This is a genomic window from Gulosibacter sp. (assembly GCF_052090685.1).
Lineage (GTDB): Bacteria > Actinomycetota > Actinomycetes > Actinomycetales > Microbacteriaceae > Gulosibacter.
Genome location: NZ_JBQDBE010000001.1, coordinates 96,495 through 116,714, shown reverse-complemented (window position 1 = coordinate 116,714; position 20,220 = coordinate 96,495). Strand labels below are relative to the sequence as shown.

The window sequence follows — 20,220 nt, the reverse complement described above, 5'->3', positions numbered from 1 at the left end:
CTGTTACAACTCAATAGCGCTGAGAAGTTTCAGCAGTACACGGGGATGATCGGTTTCGACATGGCTTGTGAAACTGCGTGAAGCGGGTCGAGGACGCGGGGTTATCTCGTTAACGCCCCTCGCAAACCATAAGTGCCAATAACAAGCGCACTGACTTCGCCCTCGCTGCCTAAGCAGCGAGCCCGAGTCCGTTAGCCCAGAATCGTGTTCGGTCTGGTTCCTAGCGTCATTTAGAACACTTGCTGCGTAGCCGCGTCACAGGGCTCCGCGGGACTTTTACTGTGACTGGGTTTGTGTCGGTCAAGGTGTTTGCCCCCATGGCCGGAACCGAGTAACACGCACGGCAAACTGCACCCGGAGAAACCGCAGAATCTCAGTCGTGGACGCGGGTTCAATTCCCGCCATCTCCACTTTGAGCCCCGTCGGGGCGCGCACACGGCAGCAGTAGGCCTGTGACGCGAATCGACGGGGTTCTTCTGTTTCCTCAGCAGTACTAATTCCTGGCAGCACTGCATAGCGAAGAACGACTACCGCCATCATTATTAGATAACAAACTATCTAATAACGACCTGTGTTCTGGTTATTAGATAGCGCGCGCCAGCGACGATCAGCTGAGGATGCGGCGCATCAGCTCCCCGCCGCTATTCCCCCACGTACTTCCGCGCGGCAATCGCGCGATCCGCTTCGCGCTTGTCCTGCCGCTCGCGCAGCGCCTGGCGCTTGTCGTACTCGCGCTTACCCTTGGCGACACCGATTTCGAGCTTGGCTCGTCCATCCGAGAAGTACAGTCGCAAAGGCACGATCGTGTAGCCACCTTCGCGAGTCTTCGCAGCAATCTTGCGGATCTGCTCTTTGTGCAGCAGCAGCTTCCGCTTTCGGCGTGGGGTGTGGTTATTCCACGTGCCTTGGAAATATTCGGGAATGTAAACGTTATCGATCCACATTTCACCGCGGTCCACGTAGGCGTAGCCATCGACGAGTGACGCACGTCCCTCGCGGAGCGCTTTCACCTCGGTGCCGTGGAGGACCATGCCTGCCTCGTAGGTGTCCTCAATGGTGTAGTCGTGCCGCGCTTTGCGGTTTGTCGCAACTACGCGCTCACCCTTTTCTTTGGGCATGTGTTTCCTCCTCCCCGCATCCGGGTGTATTCGCCGGCAACCCGGCACTTACACAGACCTCGCAGCAACAAGGTCAGCGTTCTAGCCTACAGGGTGGCGACGTTCCGTGCCTAGACGCGCAGGTATCGCCGGATCGAAATACTCGAGGCAATCCCCGCAAGCAAGAGACCGAGCACCACCAAGACGACTGAAGTGAGCACCGCATCCGGCCAAATGGTCACCATCTGAATGCCAGGCATCCTTGGAGCGAGGTAGCCCTGCACGAACCAGTGCGTCGCACCGATGATCGCACCTGAGGCGAGAAGCGAGCCGACAAGGCCGGCGAACAGTCCTTCGAGAATAAATGGCGCCTGAATGAACCCGTTCGAGGCGCCCACCAGGCGCATGATGCGGAGCTCTCGGCGGCGCGAGAAGGCAGACAGCCGGATGGTCGTTGCGACGAGCAAGACTGCCGCGACCAGCATGACCAGCGCGATGGCGAAGGATGCAAGGCTCGCCCCGTTGAGGACGGCAAAGATCGAGTCGAGGAACTGTCGCTGGTCCGTCACGGACTCCACGCCCGCCATCCCGGACACTGTTTGCACGATGATTTCGGAATCTTCCGGGTTCACGAGGTTTACCCAGAAGGCCTGATTGAGCTGCTCCGGCTGCACGAAAGACACCATCGGATCATCCGAGAACTGCTCAACAAAGCGGTCATAGGCCTCATCTTGGGATTCGAAGTAGTACTCATCGATATACGGCTCGATCGCCGGTCCGGTGAGTTCCGCTTCGACCGCGCCGATCTGCTCTTCGGTGGCGACCCCTGCCGAGCAGTCGGGTGAGGTGGACACATCCGTACAGAAATCAACCGCGACCTGCGCGCGGTCGTACCAGTAGGTTTTCATCGACTGGATCTGCAGCTGCAGGAGCATGGATGCGCCCACGAAAGTCAGCGACACGAAGGTCACCAGGATCACCGAAATGACCATCGAGGTGTTGCGGCGCAAACCTTGCCACATTTCGCCGAGTACGAATCCGAGCATTAGCGCACCCCTCCCTCGTGAAGGTCAGCACCGTCGTCTTCGTCCGCATCAGGCAGTCGAGTGGTCGGATGATCAATATCGGCCTTCTTCGAGCCGGGGCGCCGATCCGGAGCCGCCGTTCGCTCGGCCATGGCCGCCGCGATGGTCTGCCCACGAGTGGTCTCTGCAGCAACCTCGGGAGCCTCGGGCTCCTCATACTTGACGACCTCGGGCGTGTAGACGCCGCGTGCTTCGTCACGCACCATCGATCCATCCAGCAGCTCGATCACCCGCTGGCGCTCTTCATCCACAATCGACACGTCGTGGGTGGCCATCACCACGGCGGTACCGTTCTTGTTGATGCGACGAAGCACCCGCATAATTTCGCGCGAGGTCGACGGGTCGAGGTTACCGGTGGGCTCATCCGCTAACAGAATTGCCGGCTTGTTGACCACCGCACGGGCGATCGCCACGCGCTGCTGCTCACCGCCCGAGAGCTCGTGCGGGAAGCGGTCCTCTTTGCCCTTGAGGCCAACCGTCTTGAGTACCTCGGGCACGGCCTGGCGGATGTGTCCACGCGATTTGCCGAGCACTTTTTGCGCGTAGGCGACATTCTCAAACACCGTTTTATTGGCGAGCAGCCGGAAGTCCTGGAACACCATGCCGACGTTGCGGCGATAAAAGGGGACCTTACGGTTCGAGATTTTCGCAAGGTCCTGTCCGAGCACGTGGACCTGACCCTTCGTCGGGTAGTCCTCGAGCAGGATGTGCCGCAGCACCGTTGATTTGCCCGACCCGGAAGGCCCGACCAAGAAGACAAACTCCCCGCGAAGAATTTCAAAGGTCACGCTGTCCAGCGCGGGGTCGGTCTGCCCGCGGAATAGCTTGGAGACGTGGTCAAATCTGATCATGGCACGCCCACGCTACGTCGCGAGAAAGCAATTTGGCTGGCGACTCGCCCAGTCGCAAGTCGCCAGCCAAATTTTTCTGGATGCTATTGGTCGCGGTCGGTTCCGCGCATCCGCAAGTTCAGGGCAACGACCACGAGGCCGCCCCACACGGTGACCAGCGAGATCACCATCATTGTGATTGCAATGGGGGTCATCGGTTTTCCTCCTTCGCGGTAGTAGCGGTGCCGACAGAACTGGTGACGCCATCATCGGATTCGGTGAGCTGCCCGCTCATGAATCCGTCCACTTCCCGGTCTGCCTTGTCCTCATCAAAGTCTGGACGAACGCGCGAGGTCCACGGCAGCAGGCTCAATAGGATTCCGCCGACCACGAGCAGGATCGACATACCCCAGCCGTAAATCATCACGAATTCCGGCGGGTAGCCGCCGTAGACCTCGTTCGTCTTCGCAATGATCTCGGACACGAGCATCCCGATGAGGGCCAGTGGCACGATCACCGCAATCAGCGCGATCCAGATTCCGCGTGCCGGGAAAGAGGACAGTCGCGTGAGGTGCCGCGACAGCAACGGTACCTTTCGCGCAATCCACGCGACACCGACCACCATTGCGAGTGCACCGGCGAGGATGCCGAACTGGTTGACAAAGGCGTCGAACACATCGAGCACATACATGCCGGATGAGGTCGGGAAGAGCATGAGCGAAATAATCGCCATTGGGATGACGACGATCGTCACCGCGGCCCAGCGCTTGATGCCAAGCTTGTCGCGGACACCGGCAATGACTACCTCAATGATCGAAATCATTGAGGTAAAGCCCGCGAAGAGCAGAGATCCGAAGAACAACACCCCGATCACTGATCCGAGCGGCGCTTGCGAGATGATCGTGGGGAAGGCCACGAAGGCTAAGCCGATTCCCGCATCCACCACATCGTTGATGCCGCTACCCGCCGCGTTTGCCATGAACCCGAGGGCCGCGAATACACCGACACCGGCGAGAATCTCGAAGCTCGAATTCGAGAACGCGACAACAAGGCCCGAGCCAGTGAGGTCGGTCTTACGGCGCAGGTAGGAGGCGTAGGTGATCATGATGCCGAACCCGACCGAGAGCGAGAAGAAGATCTGGCCGACCGCGGCTGCCCACACGCTCGGCTCCAGCAGTGCGCCCCAGTCCGGAGTGAAGAAGGCGTTGAGGCCGTCCATTGCACCGGGGAGGAACAGCGATACCACGACCATCGCGATAAACATCACGACCAGTAGCGGCATGAAGATGAGGTTCGCGCCGGCGATGCCCTTGCGGACGCCGAGCAACATCACCACGAGGACTGCTCCCCACACGAGCAGCTGTGGCCAGAACACACCCGGCACGAAGTCGAAGCCGACTTGCACTTCATCCGACAACTGCAGGAAGTTGCCGAAGAAGAAACCGTTCGCATCGTCACCCCACTGCTGGGTGACCGAGAAAATCAGGTACATCGCCGACCACGCGACGATCACGGCGTAGTAAATGCCGATGATCACGCACACGAGCACTTGCCACCAACCGAGGGATTCCATCCACCGTTGGATGCGCGCGAGCGACAGCGGCGAGGACCCGCCGTATCGGTGCCCGATGGCATAGTCGAGGAAAAGCAGTGGAATACCCGCGCACAGCAGTGCGACGAGATACGGGATGATGAACGCTCCACCACCATTTTCGTACGCTACATACGGAAACCGCCAAATATTGCCGAGGCCGACCGCCGAACCGATCGCCGCGAGAATAAATGCGTTGCGCGACCCAAAAGTCTCCTTCTTGGCCGCAGTTCTTTGCTTAGCCGCCATTGGCTTTACTCCTCAAGAACTCACTGCGTACCGATGCCCGGAGCGGGCCATCGGCGTTTTATCTCCCGGATAGTAGCAGTTCCTGAGCCCGTAATAGGGAACATTGTGGCTACGGTTTAAGCGGCCTGCTGTTCAGTTTTGCGCCAGCGGATGCCTGCGGCGATAAATTCGTCTATTCCTCCGTCAAAGACCTTGTCTGGGTTTCCACTTTCGAAACCCGAACGGAGGTCCTTGACCATCTTGTAGGGCGCAAGCACGTAGGAGCGCATTTGGTCGCCCCAGGATGCGGTGATATTGCCCGCGAGTTCCTTCTTTTGGGCTTCTTCTTGCTCGCGTTGCAGCAGCAGGAGTCGCGATTGCAACACTCGCATCGCCGCGGCACGGTTCTGGATCTGCGATTTCTCGTTCTGGCAGGACACAACCACGCCGGTGGGGATGTGTGTGATGCGCACTGCCGAGTCGGTGGTGTTCACCGACTGGCCGCCCGGGCCTGAAGAACGGTAGACATCCACGCGAATGTCGTTTTCGGGAATCTCGATCTCGTCGGTCTGCTCAATCATCGGCACCACTTCGACCGCAGCGAAGCTCGTCTCTCGCGACCCGGCCGAGTTGAAGGGGCTCATGCGCACGAGTCGGTGCGTGCCCGCCTCAACCGAGAGGGTGCCAAAGGCGTAGGGGGAATCGATTTCGATGGTGGCCGACTTCACCCCGGCCTGTTCTGCGTATGAAGTGTCGAGCACGGTCACTTTGTAGTCGTGGCCCTCGGCCCAGCGCACGTACATGCGCAGCAGCATTTCTGCGAAGTCCGCAGCGTCCACGCCACCCGCACCGGCACGGATCGTGATGACCGCCGGTCGTGGATCAAACTCGCCGTCGAGCAGTGTCTGCACCTCGAGATCACCGACGACCTTCGTGATCGCCTGAAGTTCGCGGTGTGCCTCCGCAGCGGTGTCTTCGTCGTCGGCTTCTTTGGCCATTTCGACGAGCACCTCGAGGTCATCGAGTCGCTGTTCGATTTCACGGATGCGCTTGAGATCAGCCTGGGCGTGCGACAGGTCGCTGGTCACCTTCTGGGCACTTTCGGGGTCGTCCCAGAGGTCAGGTTGCGAGGCTTGAGTCTCCAGTTCGGAGATCTTGGCCTCAAGCGCATCGGGGTCGAGCACCTGGCGAATGTCGTTGAACGTGGACCGCAGGTGGGCGATGTCGTCGGCGATATCGAGGTTGATCATGATCCCTCCAGACTACCCGCCGCCCCGTGCGATTCTCTGCACGCAGTCCGCCGCCGCTAATTTTGCGCATAGCTTCCCTGCAGCCTGGTCTGCACGGGAGTGTGCGCGGGGCGCGTTGCGCGCTTCGTCCTATTTGCGATCACGGCGCCGACAATGATGAGGATGACACTCGTCAGCGCGGTGACGCCGTACACGGTGGTCGGCGCGAGCGCATCCACGTTGGTGAAGAAGTTCAGTGCCGTCAGGGGTGCTGCGTGGGCGATGGCCGCAGGCCATATGCTCCCGAACCGGAGGGTGATGGCGCTGAGGAACATTCCCAAGGCAAAGAGTCCGAGGGTGGATGCTATTGCCACGTGCCACGGCAGGACGCCTTGCAGTGCCATGGTGCCGTGCAGTGGTACGTGGAAGAGCACCCAGATCACCGAGATCGTTGCCGAGGCTCGGAGGTATCCCCAGCCCTCGAAGGCTTGCTGGAGAAATCCACGCCAGGCAACTTCTTCACCGAAGGTGCTGATCGTGAACACGAGTGCCATCGGGATGACCATGAGCAGCATCTGGCCAATTACCGGCCAGGGGTGCAGGTCGATCCAGGCAATATTCGCGTAGAGATAGGCCGCGGCAAAATTGCTGCCCACGAGTGCCGCAAGTCCTATGAGTGAGCCGAGCGCGAATCGTGCCAAGCCGCCGGGCCGCAGCTGCCACCAGCGGGCAAGACCGCCGTCAAGCTTGTAGGCCCTAATCACGATGAGGGCCACAATCGCCGGAATCCAGCGACCAACGATCACGAACCACTCGGGAATCGGCTGGTTGAGGATGAGGAACGCTCCGCACACCAGGGTGATGGTGGCGAGGATTGCGGCGATGAAAGTCCAGGCCGCACGCTTCGTTGCGTTGAGTGTTGTGGTGTTCATGGCTCGAAAGTTAGCAATCCGACACCGCTGATTTCGACCATTTTGAGCTGGACTCCGGCTTGCTGCCACGAGGTGTGGGGAAACCCCGAAGACGCGGCTGTGGGCTTGCTACTCCATCGAGGCTTGCGCCGAGACTTCGACGCTCAGTGGCACCGAAATTGGGAAGAACATCCCACCGACTTCTGCGCGCCACTCCCCTTGCACATGCAGGGTCACCGTGTCGCCGTCCACGGTGGCGCTGACCAGTTCTGCGTCGGTGGATGCGTGGGTCAGCAGATACGATTCGGCTGCCTGGACGGCGTCGTCTTGCTGGAGCTGGATGCTCAGATTTCCCTCGGTTGCGGCGACATCACCGAGCTCGAAGGTATTGGCCGCGGTGAGCGCTGCGGCATCGGCGTGGGTAAACAACTGCTTGCGCTCGAGATAGAGATCCGCCGCGGCAAACAACAGCAGCGCGGCCGCGAGCGCGATCACGGCATAAATGATTGCCAAGGGCGTGATGGATCCGGAATCGGCACGGAGGGTGCGCGCCAGCTGCTTCAGCCCGCGGATCATTCGGGTAACCCTTCGAAGCGTTCGCGCGGGAAGGTGGCGTTTGCTTCGACGGGAACCGCAAGTGCCGCCCCGGGTGTAAACGGCAATTCCACGTCCACGCGCACATTGAGGGTGAGGGTGTCGCCAAGCACTGAGCAATCGGGGTTCGGGGCACAGGTCATGGTGATGTGCGCCGCATTTGGGTCAATGCCGTGATCCTGGAGTGCCCAGGCAATCTGCTCGGCCGCGAACGACCCATCGAGGGCGGGTTGCGCATCCACCACGAGCGTTCGCGCGCCGTTTCTCGCTGCCAGTTCGACCGCGAACATGGCCTGCTCGAGTTGCACGAGGGTGAGCATCCCGTAAGCGATGGGGACAAGTAGCAGAATCCCCACGCCGAGAAACTCGAGGCTCGCCGATCCGCGGTCTTGCTGGACGAACCTGAGCCACTTCGTGACCCGCAAGTCAAGCCACTCGGCCGCCTGCACCCGCATCCGCCCCGTGACAGGCAAGCGAAGCGACTGCGCGAGCTCATTCCACCGGTGCATGCGCGGTCACTTCCACTCCGTTCGGAAATCCGAGTAGCCCGATCAGCGGCAGAGGCGCGCGAACCGTCACGGCAACGAGGGTCTCGCCCCGATCCACCCGGATGTCATCGGCGTACTCGGGCGCAATCGCCGCCTCAATGAGTTGCTCTGTGCGAAGCTGCCCGTCGAATGCGGTTGCACCGTCCAGGCCCGCTTGCCGCGCGCCCTCGGCTGCGGCGTCAATGAGGGTGGTGCGAATATGCATTGCGAAGCCGACTTGCAGCACGGTGAGGAAAAGCAGCGTGAGCAGGGCCGCGACGAGCGTCCACTCGACGGATGCGGCTCCGCGTTCGCTCCTCAGCCTCGCCTTGAGCGATTGCACGATTAGAAGTTTGCGGTCACGCGGTTTATCGCGTCCTGGAACACTTCGGTCAGCAGCGGGCCTGCGACGGTCCACAGCAGGATGACGATCCCAGCAGACATGAGTGCGACCAAGACCCAGCCCGGTACATCGCCGCGGTCTTCGCGGCGGGCTCGGTCAAGCAGACGGTCGAATTGATTCTGGAGGTTGAGCAGCAGTCGCATAGTGGGGCCTTTCTCGTGGTTGGTTGGTGGCGCGGCTAGAACGTATTGGTGAGCACGAAGAATGATGGATACACGGCGAAGAGCACGGTGATGGGAAGAATGAGCATTACGAGCGGCACCATCATCCGTACCTCTGACTTGCCCGATTCCTCAAGCAATTCGCGCTTTGACAGATCACGGGCATCCTGTGCCTGGGCCCGGAGCGCTTCGACCAGGGGTGCCCCGCGTTCCATCGCGGTGACGATGTGGTCCAGGGTGCGGGTGAGCGGCGTATAACCGAGGTCGCGGCCGAGGGTCCGCAGCGCCGTGGCGATCGAGGTGCCGGAGCGCACGCGCACCACCACGCCCGCGAACTCGCGGGAGAGCTCGGAGTGACCCATCTTGCTGAGCCGAATCAGCGCATCCACAATGCCCTCGCCCGCGGCGAGAGAGAGCGAGAGGAATTCGAGCACGGTTGGGTACTCGCTCGCGATCCGGCGGATGCGGGCCTCGGCCGCACGGCGGAGGAGAAAGTCGCGAAGGGCAACGGCGCCGGCGGCACACAGGGGTGGAAGGATGATGGCACCGAGGAGGTACTGCGCGGAGCTTCGGAGCATCAGCACTGCGCCGAGTACACCAATAATCGCCCCGACGAGTGCCCACACTGCCTGTTCGGTGCGGAAGCGTTCGAGGGTCATGGCGCTGCCCGATTGCCGTAGGCGCACCCGAACGAGGTCATTGCCCCCGACGATCGTGTTTAGCGCACCGCTTAGCCAGGCAATCACCGGAGACACCAGTGTGCCAAGCACCGGGAGCGGATCAACGGTACCGCGGTTGACGTGGTTCCGTGCCTCGTCCGAGACATCGGTCACAAAGGGTGCGACGCGGTCGATCAAGCGCGGTCGTGCCAGGCGAGGGACCACACCGACGATCGACCACAACCCGAATCCGAGGGTGAGGCCGAAGAGCACCGCGAGTCCGAGTTCGGGGTTCATGCGAACCACCGTTCTTCTTCGCGGAGCTTGCCAAGAGCGAGCATAAGTCGATAGGCGATCACCGAGATCACGAGACCGATTCCAATCACGAGCACACCGCCCGGGGTGTTGTAGGCGGCAGCTGCCTCGGGCCGGGTCGCGAGCATTACCAGGACGATCCAGGGTGCTACGACCCCGAGTCGCGCGGCATTGACCACCCAACTCTGCCGTGCTTCCGCTTCGTGCCGGACCGCCTGCTCTTCCCGTAGGAAGGAGGAGAAGTCACGCAGTACCCGGGCCAGTTCCGTACCGCCCACGTCGCGCGCCATCCGGAGCGTTTCAAAGAGGCGGTCGGCGACCGGATCGGCGAGCCGCTCCTTCGATTCGTCAACGGCGAGGTTGAAGGATCCGGTGGCGCGGTACTGCCTGGCGAAGGCATCAAACTCGGACCGAAGCGTTTCCGGACCGGTTTTCGAAAGCTGTTCAATCGCATCCGGCATCCCGAGCCCCGAGCGCACCGAGGCAATAAGGTGGTCAACCACATCAGGCCAGTGCGCGCGATTCGCGCGGCGGCGCTGCTGTGCACGCCAGCGCATGAGCGCGATCGTTCCGGCGAATCCGGCAATCGCGCCGATGCCGCCGAGCACGAGGATTCCGGTGGCCAGCAGCGATATTGCGCCGACGATGCACCCCAGAATAAAGGCGAGTGCGAGGAATCCGGCAACGGGGATGCGTTCGAACCCGGCGCGCATTAGGTCCTCACGAAGGTGCCGCACGACCGCAAGTTCTCGCGTGGATTTGGAAGTCGCGGTTGCGGCTGGTGACCAGAAGGCCATCAGGATGAGGAGGACGCCTGCTCCGGCGAGGAGCCCGAGGGTAATTCCGGTCACCATTCCGGCACCAAGATTTGTGTCGGGTCGATCCCGCGTCGCTCATATTTCTCGAGCCGCGGTGGTTTGACGCCGGTTGCGACCAGCACGCCGTGCTGTCGGTGAAACAGGGTGGATGCTTCGATCACGCCCGCATGCACCGCGCCGGTGGGTGCGAGGAGTTCGTGCACTTGTCGGCGGCCCGATGGCAAGAGTTCAAGGTTCAGCACAAGGTCAATGCTGGATGCAATGGTCGGGACGACGAAACCTGAGTCGATATTTCGGCCGGCGAGTAGCGGCAGCGTCGACAGTTTCACGAGGGCGTCGCGCGCGGAGTTCGCGTGGATGGTGCACATGCCGGGAAGCCCGGAGTTCAACGCAATTAGCAGTTCCAGCGCTTCAGCTTCGCGTACCTCACCGACCACGAGTCGATCGGGCCGCATCCGCAAGGCCTCTTTCACGAGCCGGCGAAGCGTGATCTCTCCCGTGCCTTCCAGCGATGGTTGACGACACTGCATCGCAACCACATCGCGGGCAACGAGGTCAATTTCGAAGGTTTCTTCCACCGTGACGATGCGTTCGCTCACGGGCGCGGCACCGAGGAGTGCCCCGACCATGGTGGTTTTACCCGTGTGGGTCGCGCCCGAAACCAGGATATTTGCGCCGGCCTGCACCGCGGAGCGGAGAAATGTTGCCGCCTGCGCCGTGAGTGATTCCCGGTCTACCAGCGCGTTCAGGTCACGGATGCGCCGGGCAAATTTTCTGATGTTGATGGATGGGTACCGGCGAGAAATGTCCGGAATGACGACGTGAAGTCGAGAACCGTCCGGTAGCGAGGCGTCCACAAACGGGCTGGAAATATCGAGCCGTCGACCGGTGGACAACAGCATCCGGTCGACAAGATCGCGAAGCTCCGTTTCCGGGATCACCGCGGTGGTGAGTTCAGGAACACCGTCACGCGCTACGAAGATTCGGGAAGGAGCATTCACCCAGATTTCTTCGATTTCAGGATCGTCAAGGAACGGCTGAAGTGCCCCGAATCCCGTGATGTGCGCGAGGACTTCGTTGACCGTCTGCTGTTCGTCACGGATCTGCGGCATGTCACTGACGAGAGCACGTTCCACATATGCGCGCACTTCATCGTGCACGATTTGGTGTGCTTCCGCCGCGCCCGCGGATAGCTCAATGCGATCCCGGTGGACGCGATCGCGCACCCTGGCGGTGATGGTGGTAACAGCTTGGCTCACGAACGGCATAGTGCCGCATGGATCGGAACCTAAGAAAAGTTATCCACAGCCCATTGCGTCATCCAGCAACGAGTTGCCCCGCACACGACCGACCAAACCGTAATCAGGATTGATAGTCACTTGGATATGCAGCAATGAGGTCAGCGTCTGTAAACACCTGTACCGGGTTGGCAGGTGCGGGTGCCCGTTGAGTGCCGCTCATACCGGCACGACGTACAAGTTCGACAAGCTGAGTGCCGTCAATGAGTTCTACGGCCATAGCGTTCGCATAGGTGACGGCAGCAGGCGTGAATCGACTCGAAGTCATAAAGATGGCGCGTTCCGCTTGTTCGTGCTGCTGCGCTCCAACAAGTTTCTGGATGAGCGGACGACCCACCGAATTTGCTCTCGCATAGAGCTTGCATTCCACGACGCCGAGCCGACCGCGCTCATCAAAGAATCTAATATCGATTCCACCGTCATTAGCTGCCGCCGTAACGTGGACGTTCCGGAGCCCGTTGTTTCGTAATACATTCGCGCAAAACTGCTCGAACTCATACGGATCGTGCTGAAACCGTCGGAGAATTTCTTCGATCGAATTGACTGCAGCGTGAAGCTCTTCGCGCTCCCTAAACTGTCCCAATTTCGCTCGCTCCGCACGGGCATATGGGATCTCGCAGCCCCGGGTGCGAAGCATCGAGACAAGACGATAGATGGTTTTTGGATTCCGATAACGGACCACGAATTCTCCATCACTCACCGAACTCTCTTTGGTCACTATTGCGTTGTCGTTTTTCCGCCGATCGCGTGTACCGTCTCTTTTTGCGTATCGCCAATGCGGGAATCGCAATTCGAATTGTGGCGCCGTGCTAGAGCGACGCACTCGATAGCCCCTCGGCAGGTCCACATCCCATTTTCGTTTGAATGCCGAACGAAGTAGGGCCCAATAGACTCGGAGGCCGATCACGACAATGAGCACGGCAATTAATACCGCAATAACTGCGGGGAACAGCCACTCTGGGAGGCTTTCGATTATCTCTTGGATCGGTTCCACGTCACACCACAACTAAACGCTCAAACAACACTTAGTCATACCTTACGGCTCACTCGGCTCACTCAACGTCTCCGCGGTGTCCGTGCTGGGGCTCAGATACGGCTAGACTGTTCGCTGCGCGGGCGTGGTGGAATTGGTAGACACGCAGGATTTAGGTTCCTGTGCTTTACAGCGTGGGGGTTCAAGTCCCCCCGCCCGCACCAATCCAGCCGCTCTGCCGCGCCGCCCCTCAGCGAAGCCCGAGCGCGGAGCGCAGCACCGGTGCGAGCGCATCGAACGCGCGGCGACGGTGACTCACCGCATCCTTCTGTTCCGGGAGCATTTCGGCAGCCGATCGTGTAGAGCCCTCGGGGCAGAACACCGGGTCATAACCGAAGCCGCCCTCGCCCCGCGCACCGCGCAGGATCGTGCCGTGCCACTCCCCCAACACGGAATCCTCGAGCCGCCCGGGAAGCACGAATGCCGCCGCCGCGACAAACTTCGCGCCCCGCGCAAAATCGGGCACGTCATTGAGTTGCCAGAGCAGCAGCTTCCAGTTGTCGACGTCGCCTCGATCGGGGCCAGACCAGCGCGCCGAGAAAATCCCAGGCATCCCGCCGAGCACATTCACCGAAATGCCTGAATCATCCGCGATCGCGGGCAGTCCCGTGGCCGACGCCGCAGCACGCGCCTTAATCAGCGCGTTCTCGGTAAAGCTCAGCCCCGTCTCCACCGGCGCGGGACCGTCATAGCCCACCAATTCGAGCCCGGGCAGCGACGGTTCGAGGATGCGTCGCAGCTCTTCCAGCTTGTGTTCATTTTTCGACGCGAGCACCACCCGCGTTTTCGTGTCACTCACTGTGCCAACACGCTCGATTGGATGCGCGCGAGATCCGCATTGCCCTTGATCGCCAGCGCAAGCAGCTCGTTGAGCTCAGTGCCGTCGAATGGTTCCTGCTCGGCAGTGCCCTGCACCTCAATGAACTTGCCGGTGCCGGTCATCACCACGTTCATATCGGTGTCCGCGCGCACATCTTCTTCATAGGGCAGGTCAAGCATCGGCACACCGTCCACGATGCCCACCGACACGGCCGCCACCGATTGCTTGAGCACCTCGGCCTTCAGCTGCACGTGCTTGTTCGCGCGTGCCCATTCAATCGAGTCTGCCAGCGCCACAAAGGCACCGGTGATCGCGGCGGTTCGGGTGCCGCCATCGGCCTGCAGAACGTCGCAGTCAAGGACGATGGTGTTCTCGCCGAGCGCCTTCATGTCGATCGCTGCCCGCAGTGAGCGCCCGATGAGCCGGGAGATTTCGTGCGTGCGACCGCCGACTTTGCCCTTGACGGCTTCGCGCTGCGATCGCTCATTGGTCGCACGCGGCAGCATCGCATATTCAGCCGTCACCCAACCGGTGCCCTTACCGGTGAGCCAGCGCGGCACTCCCGGAGTGAAGGATGCGGTGCACAGCACGCGCGTGCGGCCAAAGGAAATCAGCGCCGAGCCTTCGGCCTGCTCACTCCAGCCTCGTTCGATGGTGACGGGGCGAAGTTCATCGAGTGCACGTCCATCGGCACGCTTGGTCATTTGCTGCTCCTAATTGAATTGTTGCGGATGCGGTGGGGAGGCACTGCCCGGCACGCGTTTGCGGCTCGGGTCGCACGACAAGTCTCCGGTCAGTTGCGAATCTGCGGGATTCGGCCGGTCTTCAGTTGCTCAACGTGACGAATATCGGCGCCGAGGAATCGGGTGGCGAGGCGCATGAACGCTTCGGTATTCGCTCCAGTGGCACGATAACTATAGGTGGGCTGTTCATCCCCTGAATTAAGCAGTCCTCGATCGGCCAACACGCGGTAGACATCCTGAGCCGTCTCGACGTCACTGGACACAAGCGACACGTCCGGACCCATCACGTAACCAATCACGCCCTTGAGGAATGGATAGTGGGTGCAGCCGAGCACGACCGTGTCCACATCCGCGTCTTGCAGCGGCTTGAGGTACTCTTGCGCAATCGTCACGAGCTCAGGACTCGTGGTGTCACCGCGTTCGACGAAATCCACGAAAGCGGGACAAGCCTGGGCCGTGAGCTGCAGATTCACGGCAGCAGCAAAAGCGTCGTGATACGCCCGCGAGCCAATCGTCGCTTCGGTACCAATCACACCAACGCGTCCGGTGTGCGTTGCGTGAACGGCCGCGCGGACTGCCGGCACAATCACCTCGACCACCGGCACGCTGTAGCGCTCACGCGCATCCCGCAGCATCGCTGCCGAGGCGGTATTACAGGCGATAACAAGCATTTTGACGCCCTCGTCAACAAGCTCATCAAGAATCTCCAGCGAGTATTCGCGAACCTGGGCAATCGACTTGGGGCCGTAGGGCGAATGAGCCGTGTCGCCGACATACGAGATCGATTCCCGCGGCAGCTGGGCCCTAATTTCACGCGCCACGGTCAAACCGCCAACGCCCGAGTCAAATATTCCGATGGGTGCACTACTCACAATCGCTGATCCTACGCGTCTCAGATGGTTATGCTTGTGCCCATGACGCAGGATTCGACTGTCCCCACGCCCGATATCCGCCCGGCAACCGCGCCATCGACGGCACTGCTGACCGACCACTATGAGTTGACGATGGTGGATGCGGCGCTTCAGGACAACACCGCCGATCGGGAATGCGTTTTTGAACTGTTCGCGCGCAAGCTTCCCAACGACCGTCGCTACGGTGTCTCGGCAGGGATTGGTCGCGCGCTCGAGTTGCTCGAGCATTTTCGGTTTACGGATGAAGAACTTAAGTTCCTGAGTGACAACAGGGTTGTCTCGCCGGTCACCATCGACTGGCTTGCGAACTATAAGTTCTCGGGTTCAATTCGCGGCTACCGCGAGGGTGAAGTGTATTTCCCACAATCACCGCTGCTCGAGGTCCGATCCAGCTTTGCCGAGGGCGTGATTCTCGAAACCCTGTTCTTGAGCATCTATAACTACGACTCCGCCGTGGCATCCGCTGCCGCCCGCATGGTCTCGGCCGCCGGCGGACGGCCCCTCGCCGAGATGGGGTCGCGACGCACCGGGGAACGCAGCGCAGTTGCCGCCGCGCGCGCCGCGTATATTGCCGGCTTTTCCGCGACCTCGAATCTCGAAGCCGGCCGCGGCTGGGGCGTTCCCACAATGGGAACAGCCGCGCATTCCTGGACGCTGCTCCACGAGACCGAGCGCGAGGCCTTCGAATCCCAGGTTGCGGCGCACGGCCCCGGCACCACCCTCCTCGTGGACACCTACGACGTGGTCGATGGTGTGAAGCTCGCGATTGAGGTTGCCGGTACTGAGCTCGGCGGTGTGCGCATCGACTCCGGCGACCTGCCCGTACAGGTGCGCGAGGTCCGCGATCTGCTTGACGATCTCGGCGCCGTGAACACCAAAATCACCGTGACCAACGACCTCGACGAGTTCGCCATCGCGGCCCTCGCCGCATCCCCGGTGGATTCCTACGGCGTCGGCACGAGCGTGGTGACCGGTTCCGGATCGGTGGCCTCCGGCATGGTCTACAAGCTCGTTGCTCGCAAGGATGCTGCGGGCGAGTGGGTGCCCGTGGCCAAGGCGTCCCCGGGAAAACACTCGGTTGGTGGCCTCAAATTCCCGGTACGTCGTCGCGACAATGGAATTGCCACGGGCGAGCTCATCTCAGTCGGCGGGCTACCGGTGGGAGACGATGACGACCGCGCCCTATACGTGGATTTCGTGACAGATGGCGAAGTCGACCACCAGTGGGTGGGACCCGAAGGTGTCACGCTCGCGCGCGAGCACTGCGCGGCCGCAATTGCCGAGCTCCCCCGTACCGCGCGTCGTCTTGGACGCGGCGAACCGGCACTGGCAACCTACTACATCGACGAGCACGGAAATACCTCGCTCGCGTAGTCGTTTGCTGGCAACGGCTAGGAAGTCAGCGTGACGCTGCGCGCTTCAGCATCTGTGCGATGCGGTGCTGCGCCTCGTCCTTGCTGATCGTGTTCGCGAATGTAGTCGCCTCCCGATCCAGTTGCACAGCGAGTGATTCGGAGTCGACCATGAGGCCGCGCTGTGCGGCCACGCGCACACCATCGCGAGGCACCATCCTGCCACCGAGCCGCTCGATCGCCTGACGCAGTTCCGGTTCCTCATCTATCAAGTCGATGAAGCCGGCTTCCTTTGCCTCGTCCGCTGACCAGGTCGAGCCGAGCAAGAGCCAAGCGCCCGCAACCGCATCCCCCATGGCGCGCCGGAGCATGGCCGACGTACCGACATCCGATGTGAGCCCCAGCGCACCGAAGCCTGGTAGGAATCGTGCCGTGGGGACTGCGTAGCGCAGATCGCACGCGCCCGCGATCCCCAGGCTCGCGCCCACTGCGGCACCGGTCATGAGTGCCACGGTGAGTTGCGGCTGCTGGAGGATGCGCTCAATCAGGGAAGAGTTGTGCCGCGTCCGACGCGCTACTTCGCCTCGCCCCTCCTCGGAACGCGCAAGTTCGGCAAGCGCCGACACCGCCTCCATTGAGCCGCCGGATGAGAACGCCTTGCCAGCGCCGCGGATCACGACGACGGTAACGTCGTCCCGTTCGGCGACCGCATCGAGGTTAGCGCGAATCGCGACAAGTGCTTCGTCGTGCAGTGCGTTCCGCGTCGCTTCGTCATTGAGTGTGATGGTCGCGACCGCGCCATCGATGTCCAGGTCAATTTTCACTTGTCGATTCCATTCTTATTACATGCCGGGGTATTGTCTGATCCGGGCGTCGTGTGATCGGGGTCGTGTTCGATCACCCGGTGGAGGAGCCTTGTCAGCTCGATGACCTCGCCGCGCGTAAGAGCGCTGAGCCAACGTTCCTGGCGCGAGGTGGATGCGTCCATGCCTTGCTTCGTGAATTCACGCCCCGCATCCGTCACCGTGACGATCGTCTCGCGACGATTGCGCTTATTGCGACGACGCTCGATGTAGCCATCGTCTTCGAGGCGCTTCAGGATGCTCGTCACCGAACCCGGCGCGAGGCCCGTGAGTTCGCTGAGGTCACCTGGCCGCAGCGGCCCGCTGACGTGCAGCGAAAAGAGCACGCGGTAGGTCGAAAGACTCACACCGAGCGGTCGACATGCGTTCAGGTCGAGATCTCGTTCGATTCGAGCCGTCGCTCGCGAGAGCGACACCGTGAGCGCGACCGCCGCCTCCGCATCCGGCCGACCGGTGCCCGCCATCGCCGATCGGGCCGCGCGTTCGAACGCCTTGTGAGTCGGTGCCGGACGCAATCCGTCAGGCGCCGGCAAGTTTCGAGTTGCCAGTGGTGGCGACCTTCTTCGACACAACCCCATGCATCGAAAGGTATGCCACGACTGTGCCATCGTCGTCCTGCACTGTCACATCGCAAATAATGTTGCGCCCGTACCTGTGCAGAATCTTCGACGTCGCAACCAGGTACTCCCCCTTGGCAGGCGCGGTGTAGGTCGTGTTCGACTGGTGCGTCACCATCGGTGTTCCGGATGCGGTGCCGCTGAACGCAAAGGCAGTGTCGGCGAGCAAATACGGGAAGCCGCCGTGCACGATACCGAAGCCGTTGCGCATCTCGTTGCGAATGGGCAGTCGCACCGTCACACCAGTTTCTTCGACTTCAAGGAATTCGATACCGAGCCACTGCACGGCGGCGTCGTGATCGATCTGGTGCTGGACTCGTTCGCGAGGCGTCTGACCGTCTGTGGCGTCTTGAATGTTGGTGTCCGACATGATTATTTCCCCTTCCAAACCGGCGCTCGCTTCTGCGCAAACGCAAGTGGCCCTTCATGCGCGTCTTCGCTCGCGAGAACCTCTGCGAAGAGTGTATGGCTGAGCGCTGCTTGCTCCCGCTCAGTGGTGTCGATGCCGTTCTCGAGCTGTCGCGCAATGCGCTTCGAGGCCATCACTGGTAGCGGCGCGTTCGATGCGATCTTGTTCGCGAGTCGCTCTCCCTCGGCGATCGCCTCACCCCGGTCCACGAGCCGACTCGCAAAGCCGAGCTCGTACATCCGCTCTGCGGAGATCGGCTCACCCGTGAGCAGCATGTCGAGCGCGACCGCGCGCGGGAGCCGTGCCGGAAGGCGATAGGCGCCACCCGCACCGGCGAAAATGCCGACTTTCACCTCGGGGAGTGCGAATTCGCGTCCCCGTTCGACGATGACAATGTCGGCCTGCAGCATCATCTCTACGCCGCCGCCATATGCGGAACCGTTCGCCGCTGCGATGATCGGCTTCGATGTCGTTTTCTCCGTACTGCCCCCGAAACCGTACTCCTGATATGGGGCTTCCTGAGGCACCACGTTTTCACCCGCTGCCATCGCCTTGAGGTCCGCTCCCGAGCTGAGTACTCGGTCGCCGGCTCCGGTGAAGAGCACGCATCGCACCTCCGGATCCTCTTCCGCACGGATAAGGGCGGCGGCAATCCCGCGCGCAACTTCGGCGTTCACGGCGTTCAGCGCGTCTGGCCGGTTGATCGTGATTCGGAGTACGTTGTCGCTCAGCTCTGTCAGTACTGCGTCGCTCATGCGTTCGCCTCGTTTCGGTAGTCGTAAAATCCCTTGCCCGTCTTGCGTCCGAGGTCGCCCGCCGCGACCATACGCTTCAGCAATTGCGGTGGCGCAAAACGCGGGTCATTGGACTGCTCGAAGATGCTGTTGCCGGCGCGCAGCGACACGTCCACCCCGGTGAGGTCCATCGTCGCAAACGGGCCCATCTTGTGGCCGAACGCGAGCTGGCACGCGCGATCGATTTCCTTCGGAGTCGAGAGTCCCTCCTCCACGAGACGAGTCGCTTCCTGCACGATGACCGTCATGAGCCGTGAGGTGACGAATCCGGCATCGTCGCGGCTGACGAGGATGGATTCCTTCCCGAGCTGTGACGCGAGCCCGAGCGCACGATCGACCGTGGCATCCGAAGTCCGATAGCCGCGCACGACCTCGACGAGCCCCATGGCGGGCACAGGTGAGAAGAAGTGCATCCCGACGATTCGTTCCGGACCAGTCGCCGTCGCGGCGATGTCCGTAATTGGCAGGGCTGAGGTATTCGTGGCCAGCAGTGTGTGAGGGCCGGCTGCCTCGGCGAGTTCCGCGAACACTTGCTGCTTGATGTCGATGAGTTCGATCACCGCCTCGACCACGGCGTCGCCGGTCGCCGCTTCGGCGAGAGTACCGACGGGGTGAATACGCTCGATGGCGGCATCAGCTTCTGCGCGCGTCATTTTTTCGCGCGCCACGCGCTTGTCGAGTTGCTTCGAGATGCCCGCGATGCCGCGATCGGCAGCGCCCGCTTGCGTGTCGAAGAGTCGTACCGTGATGCCCGCGACCGCCGCGACCTGCGCGATTCCCGAGCCCATCAGCCCTGCTCCGATAATTCCCAGCTCCTGTACGGCTGCCCTCACGGGGGCCCCCTGATCCTCTAGCTCCATTGCCATGAACATGCTCCTGCTGTCTTTCCCACTCCGGGTTGAAGTAGCTCCGCGTTGGACTCCGCGTCGAAC

The 20,220-nt window shown here is 61.5% G+C and carries 24 protein-coding genes, 1 tRNA gene and 1 other RNA gene; 3 read left to right on the top strand and 23 right to left on the bottom strand.

Annotation, left to right across the window (positions count from 1 at the left end):
- The first annotated feature begins 41 nt into the window (after nt 1–41).
- Nucleotides 42–413: a transfer-messenger RNA gene (gene ssrA / locus ACTHXA_RS00570) on the top strand.
- 228 nt (nt 414–641) lie between these two features.
- Here ssrA and smpB read toward each other — a convergent pair.
- The 15 genes from smpB to ACTHXA_RS00495 all read right to left on the bottom strand — a co-directional run bounded on the left by smpB (nt 642) and on the right by ACTHXA_RS00495 (nt 12,446).
- Nucleotides 642–1,118, bottom strand: a complete 477-nt coding sequence (gene smpB / locus ACTHXA_RS00565; protein WP_441668275.1) for an SsrA-binding protein SmpB — start codon at nt 1,116–1,118, stop codon at nt 642–644.
- Between the two features lie 110 nt (nt 1,119–1,228).
- Nucleotides 1,229–2,143, bottom strand: a complete 915-nt coding sequence (gene ftsX / locus ACTHXA_RS00560; protein WP_441668273.1) for a permease-like cell division protein FtsX — start codon at nt 2,141–2,143, stop codon at nt 1,229–1,231.
- The gene (ftsE, locus tag ACTHXA_RS00555; RefSeq protein ID WP_441668271.1) at nt 2,143–3,033 is read right to left on the bottom strand and encodes a cell division ATP-binding protein FtsE; all 891 of its coding nucleotides are present in this window, start codon (nt 3,031–3,033) and stop codon (nt 2,143–2,145) included. Before ftsE ends, ftsX begins: the two co-directional genes overlap by 1 nt.
- 83 nt (nt 3,034–3,116) lie before the next feature.
- Nucleotides 3,117–3,227, bottom strand: a complete 111-nt coding sequence (locus ACTHXA_RS00550) for a methionine/alanine import family NSS transporter small subunit (protein WP_441668269.1) — start codon at nt 3,225–3,227, stop codon at nt 3,117–3,119.
- Complete coding sequence (locus tag ACTHXA_RS00545; RefSeq protein ID WP_441668267.1) at nt 3,224–4,852, bottom strand: sodium-dependent transporter; 1,629 nt, start codon at nt 4,850–4,852, stop codon at nt 3,224–3,226. Before ACTHXA_RS00545 ends, ACTHXA_RS00550 begins: the two co-directional genes overlap by 4 nt.
- A 116-nt stretch (nt 4,853–4,968) precedes the next feature.
- Nucleotides 4,969–6,081: a peptide chain release factor 2 gene (gene prfB / locus ACTHXA_RS00540; protein WP_441668265.1), complete on the bottom strand. Its 1,113-nt coding sequence runs from the start codon at nt 6,079–6,081 to the stop codon at nt 4,969–4,971.
- A gap of 56 nt (nt 6,082–6,137) precedes the next feature.
- Nucleotides 6,138–6,992, bottom strand: a complete 855-nt coding sequence (locus ACTHXA_RS00535) for a CPBP family glutamic-type intramembrane protease (protein ID WP_441668263.1) — start codon at nt 6,990–6,992, stop codon at nt 6,138–6,140.
- 108 nt (nt 6,993–7,100) lie between these two features.
- Complete coding sequence (locus tag ACTHXA_RS00530) at nt 7,101–7,547, bottom strand: pilus assembly protein TadG-related protein (RefSeq protein WP_441668261.1); 447 nt, start codon at nt 7,545–7,547, stop codon at nt 7,101–7,103.
- Complete coding sequence (locus tag ACTHXA_RS00525; protein ID WP_441668259.1) at nt 7,544–8,074, bottom strand: TadE/TadG family type IV pilus assembly protein; 531 nt, start codon at nt 8,072–8,074, stop codon at nt 7,544–7,546. The genes ACTHXA_RS00530 and ACTHXA_RS00525 overlap by 4 nt, the downstream gene beginning before the upstream one ends.
- A complete protein-coding gene (locus tag ACTHXA_RS00520; protein WP_441668257.1) occupies nt 8,058–8,435 on the bottom strand; it encodes a TadE/TadG family type IV pilus assembly protein in 378 nt (125 codons plus the stop codon). Before ACTHXA_RS00520 ends, ACTHXA_RS00525 begins: the two co-directional genes overlap by 17 nt.
- Nucleotides 8,436–8,437: 2 nt before the next feature.
- Nucleotides 8,438–8,638 carry a hypothetical protein gene (locus ACTHXA_RS00515; protein WP_441668255.1) on the bottom strand — a complete coding sequence of 67 codons (201 nt, stop codon included), beginning with the start codon at nt 8,636–8,638 and terminating at the stop codon, nt 8,438–8,440.
- 35 nt (nt 8,639–8,673) lie between these two features.
- The gene (locus ACTHXA_RS00510) at nt 8,674–9,612 is read right to left on the bottom strand and encodes a type II secretion system F family protein (RefSeq protein WP_441668253.1); all 939 of its coding nucleotides are present in this window, start codon (nt 9,610–9,612) and stop codon (nt 8,674–8,676) included.
- Nucleotides 9,609–10,484: a type II secretion system F family protein gene (locus ACTHXA_RS00505; RefSeq protein ID WP_441668251.1), complete on the bottom strand. Its 876-nt coding sequence runs from the start codon at nt 10,482–10,484 to the stop codon at nt 9,609–9,611. Before ACTHXA_RS00505 ends, ACTHXA_RS00510 begins: the two co-directional genes overlap by 4 nt.
- Nucleotides 10,478–11,707: a CpaF family protein gene (locus ACTHXA_RS00500; protein WP_441668249.1), complete on the bottom strand. Its 1,230-nt coding sequence runs from the start codon at nt 11,705–11,707 to the stop codon at nt 10,478–10,480. The genes ACTHXA_RS00505 and ACTHXA_RS00500 overlap by 7 nt, the downstream gene beginning before the upstream one ends.
- Before the next feature lie 103 nt (nt 11,708–11,810).
- Nucleotides 11,811–12,446 carry a restriction endonuclease gene (locus ACTHXA_RS00495; protein ID WP_441668247.1) on the bottom strand — a complete coding sequence of 212 codons (636 nt, stop codon included), beginning with the start codon at nt 12,444–12,446 and terminating at the stop codon, nt 11,811–11,813.
- Nucleotides 12,447–12,858: 412 nt separating this feature from the next.
- On the opposite strand from ACTHXA_RS00495, the gene ACTHXA_RS00490 reads away from it, so the two are divergent.
- A tRNA-Leu gene (locus tag ACTHXA_RS00490) sits at nt 12,859–12,943 on the top strand.
- A 26-nt stretch (nt 12,944–12,969) separates the two neighbouring features.
- Here ACTHXA_RS00490 and rdgB read toward each other — a convergent pair.
- The 3 genes from rdgB to murI form a co-directional block, all read right to left on the bottom strand.
- A complete protein-coding gene (rdgB, locus tag ACTHXA_RS00485; RefSeq protein ID WP_441668245.1) occupies nt 12,970–13,578 on the bottom strand; it encodes an RdgB/HAM1 family non-canonical purine NTP pyrophosphatase in 609 nt (202 codons plus the stop codon).
- Nucleotides 13,575–14,303: a ribonuclease PH gene (gene rph / locus ACTHXA_RS00480; RefSeq protein ID WP_441668243.1), complete on the bottom strand. Its 729-nt coding sequence runs from the start codon at nt 14,301–14,303 to the stop codon at nt 13,575–13,577. The genes rdgB and rph overlap by 4 nt, the downstream gene beginning before the upstream one ends.
- An 89-nt stretch (nt 14,304–14,392) precedes the next feature.
- Complete coding sequence (gene murI, locus ACTHXA_RS00475) at nt 14,393–15,214, bottom strand: glutamate racemase (RefSeq protein ID WP_441668241.1); 822 nt, start codon at nt 15,212–15,214, stop codon at nt 14,393–14,395.
- A gap of 42 nt (nt 15,215–15,256) precedes the next feature.
- Between murI and ACTHXA_RS00470 the strand changes: the two genes are divergently transcribed.
- Nucleotides 15,257–16,627 (top strand): nicotinate phosphoribosyltransferase, encoded by a 1,371-nt coding sequence (locus ACTHXA_RS00470; RefSeq protein WP_441668239.1) that lies wholly within the window; start codon nt 15,257–15,259, stop codon nt 16,625–16,627.
- Between the two features lie 25 nt (nt 16,628–16,652).
- Here the strand turns inward: ACTHXA_RS00470 and ACTHXA_RS00465 are convergent, their stop codons facing one another.
- The 5 genes from ACTHXA_RS00465 to ACTHXA_RS00445 are packed head-to-tail and all read right to left on the bottom strand — an operon-like array spanning nt 16,653 to nt 20,154.
- On the bottom strand, nt 16,653–17,429 hold the full coding sequence (locus tag ACTHXA_RS00465) for an enoyl-CoA hydratase/isomerase family protein (RefSeq protein ID WP_441668237.1): 777 nt from the start codon (nt 17,427–17,429) through the stop codon (nt 16,653–16,655).
- Nucleotides 17,426–18,001, bottom strand: coding sequence for a MarR family winged helix-turn-helix transcriptional regulator (locus ACTHXA_RS00460; RefSeq protein WP_441668235.1), 576 nt, complete (start codon nt 17,999–18,001; stop codon nt 17,426–17,428). Before ACTHXA_RS00460 ends, ACTHXA_RS00465 begins: the two co-directional genes overlap by 4 nt.
- On the bottom strand, nt 17,988–18,455 hold the full coding sequence (locus ACTHXA_RS00455; RefSeq protein WP_441668233.1) for a PaaI family thioesterase: 468 nt from the start codon (nt 18,453–18,455) through the stop codon (nt 17,988–17,990). Before ACTHXA_RS00455 ends, ACTHXA_RS00460 begins: the two co-directional genes overlap by 14 nt.
- A 2-nt stretch (nt 18,456–18,457) precedes the next feature.
- A complete protein-coding gene (locus ACTHXA_RS00450) occupies nt 18,458–19,249 on the bottom strand; it encodes an enoyl-CoA hydratase-related protein (RefSeq protein ID WP_441668231.1) in 792 nt (263 codons plus the stop codon).
- Nucleotides 19,246–20,154 (bottom strand): 3-hydroxyacyl-CoA dehydrogenase family protein, encoded by a 909-nt coding sequence (locus tag ACTHXA_RS00445; protein WP_441668229.1) that lies wholly within the window; start codon nt 20,152–20,154, stop codon nt 19,246–19,248. The genes ACTHXA_RS00450 and ACTHXA_RS00445 overlap by 4 nt, the downstream gene beginning before the upstream one ends.
- Nucleotides 20,155–20,220: the final 66 nt, after the last annotated feature.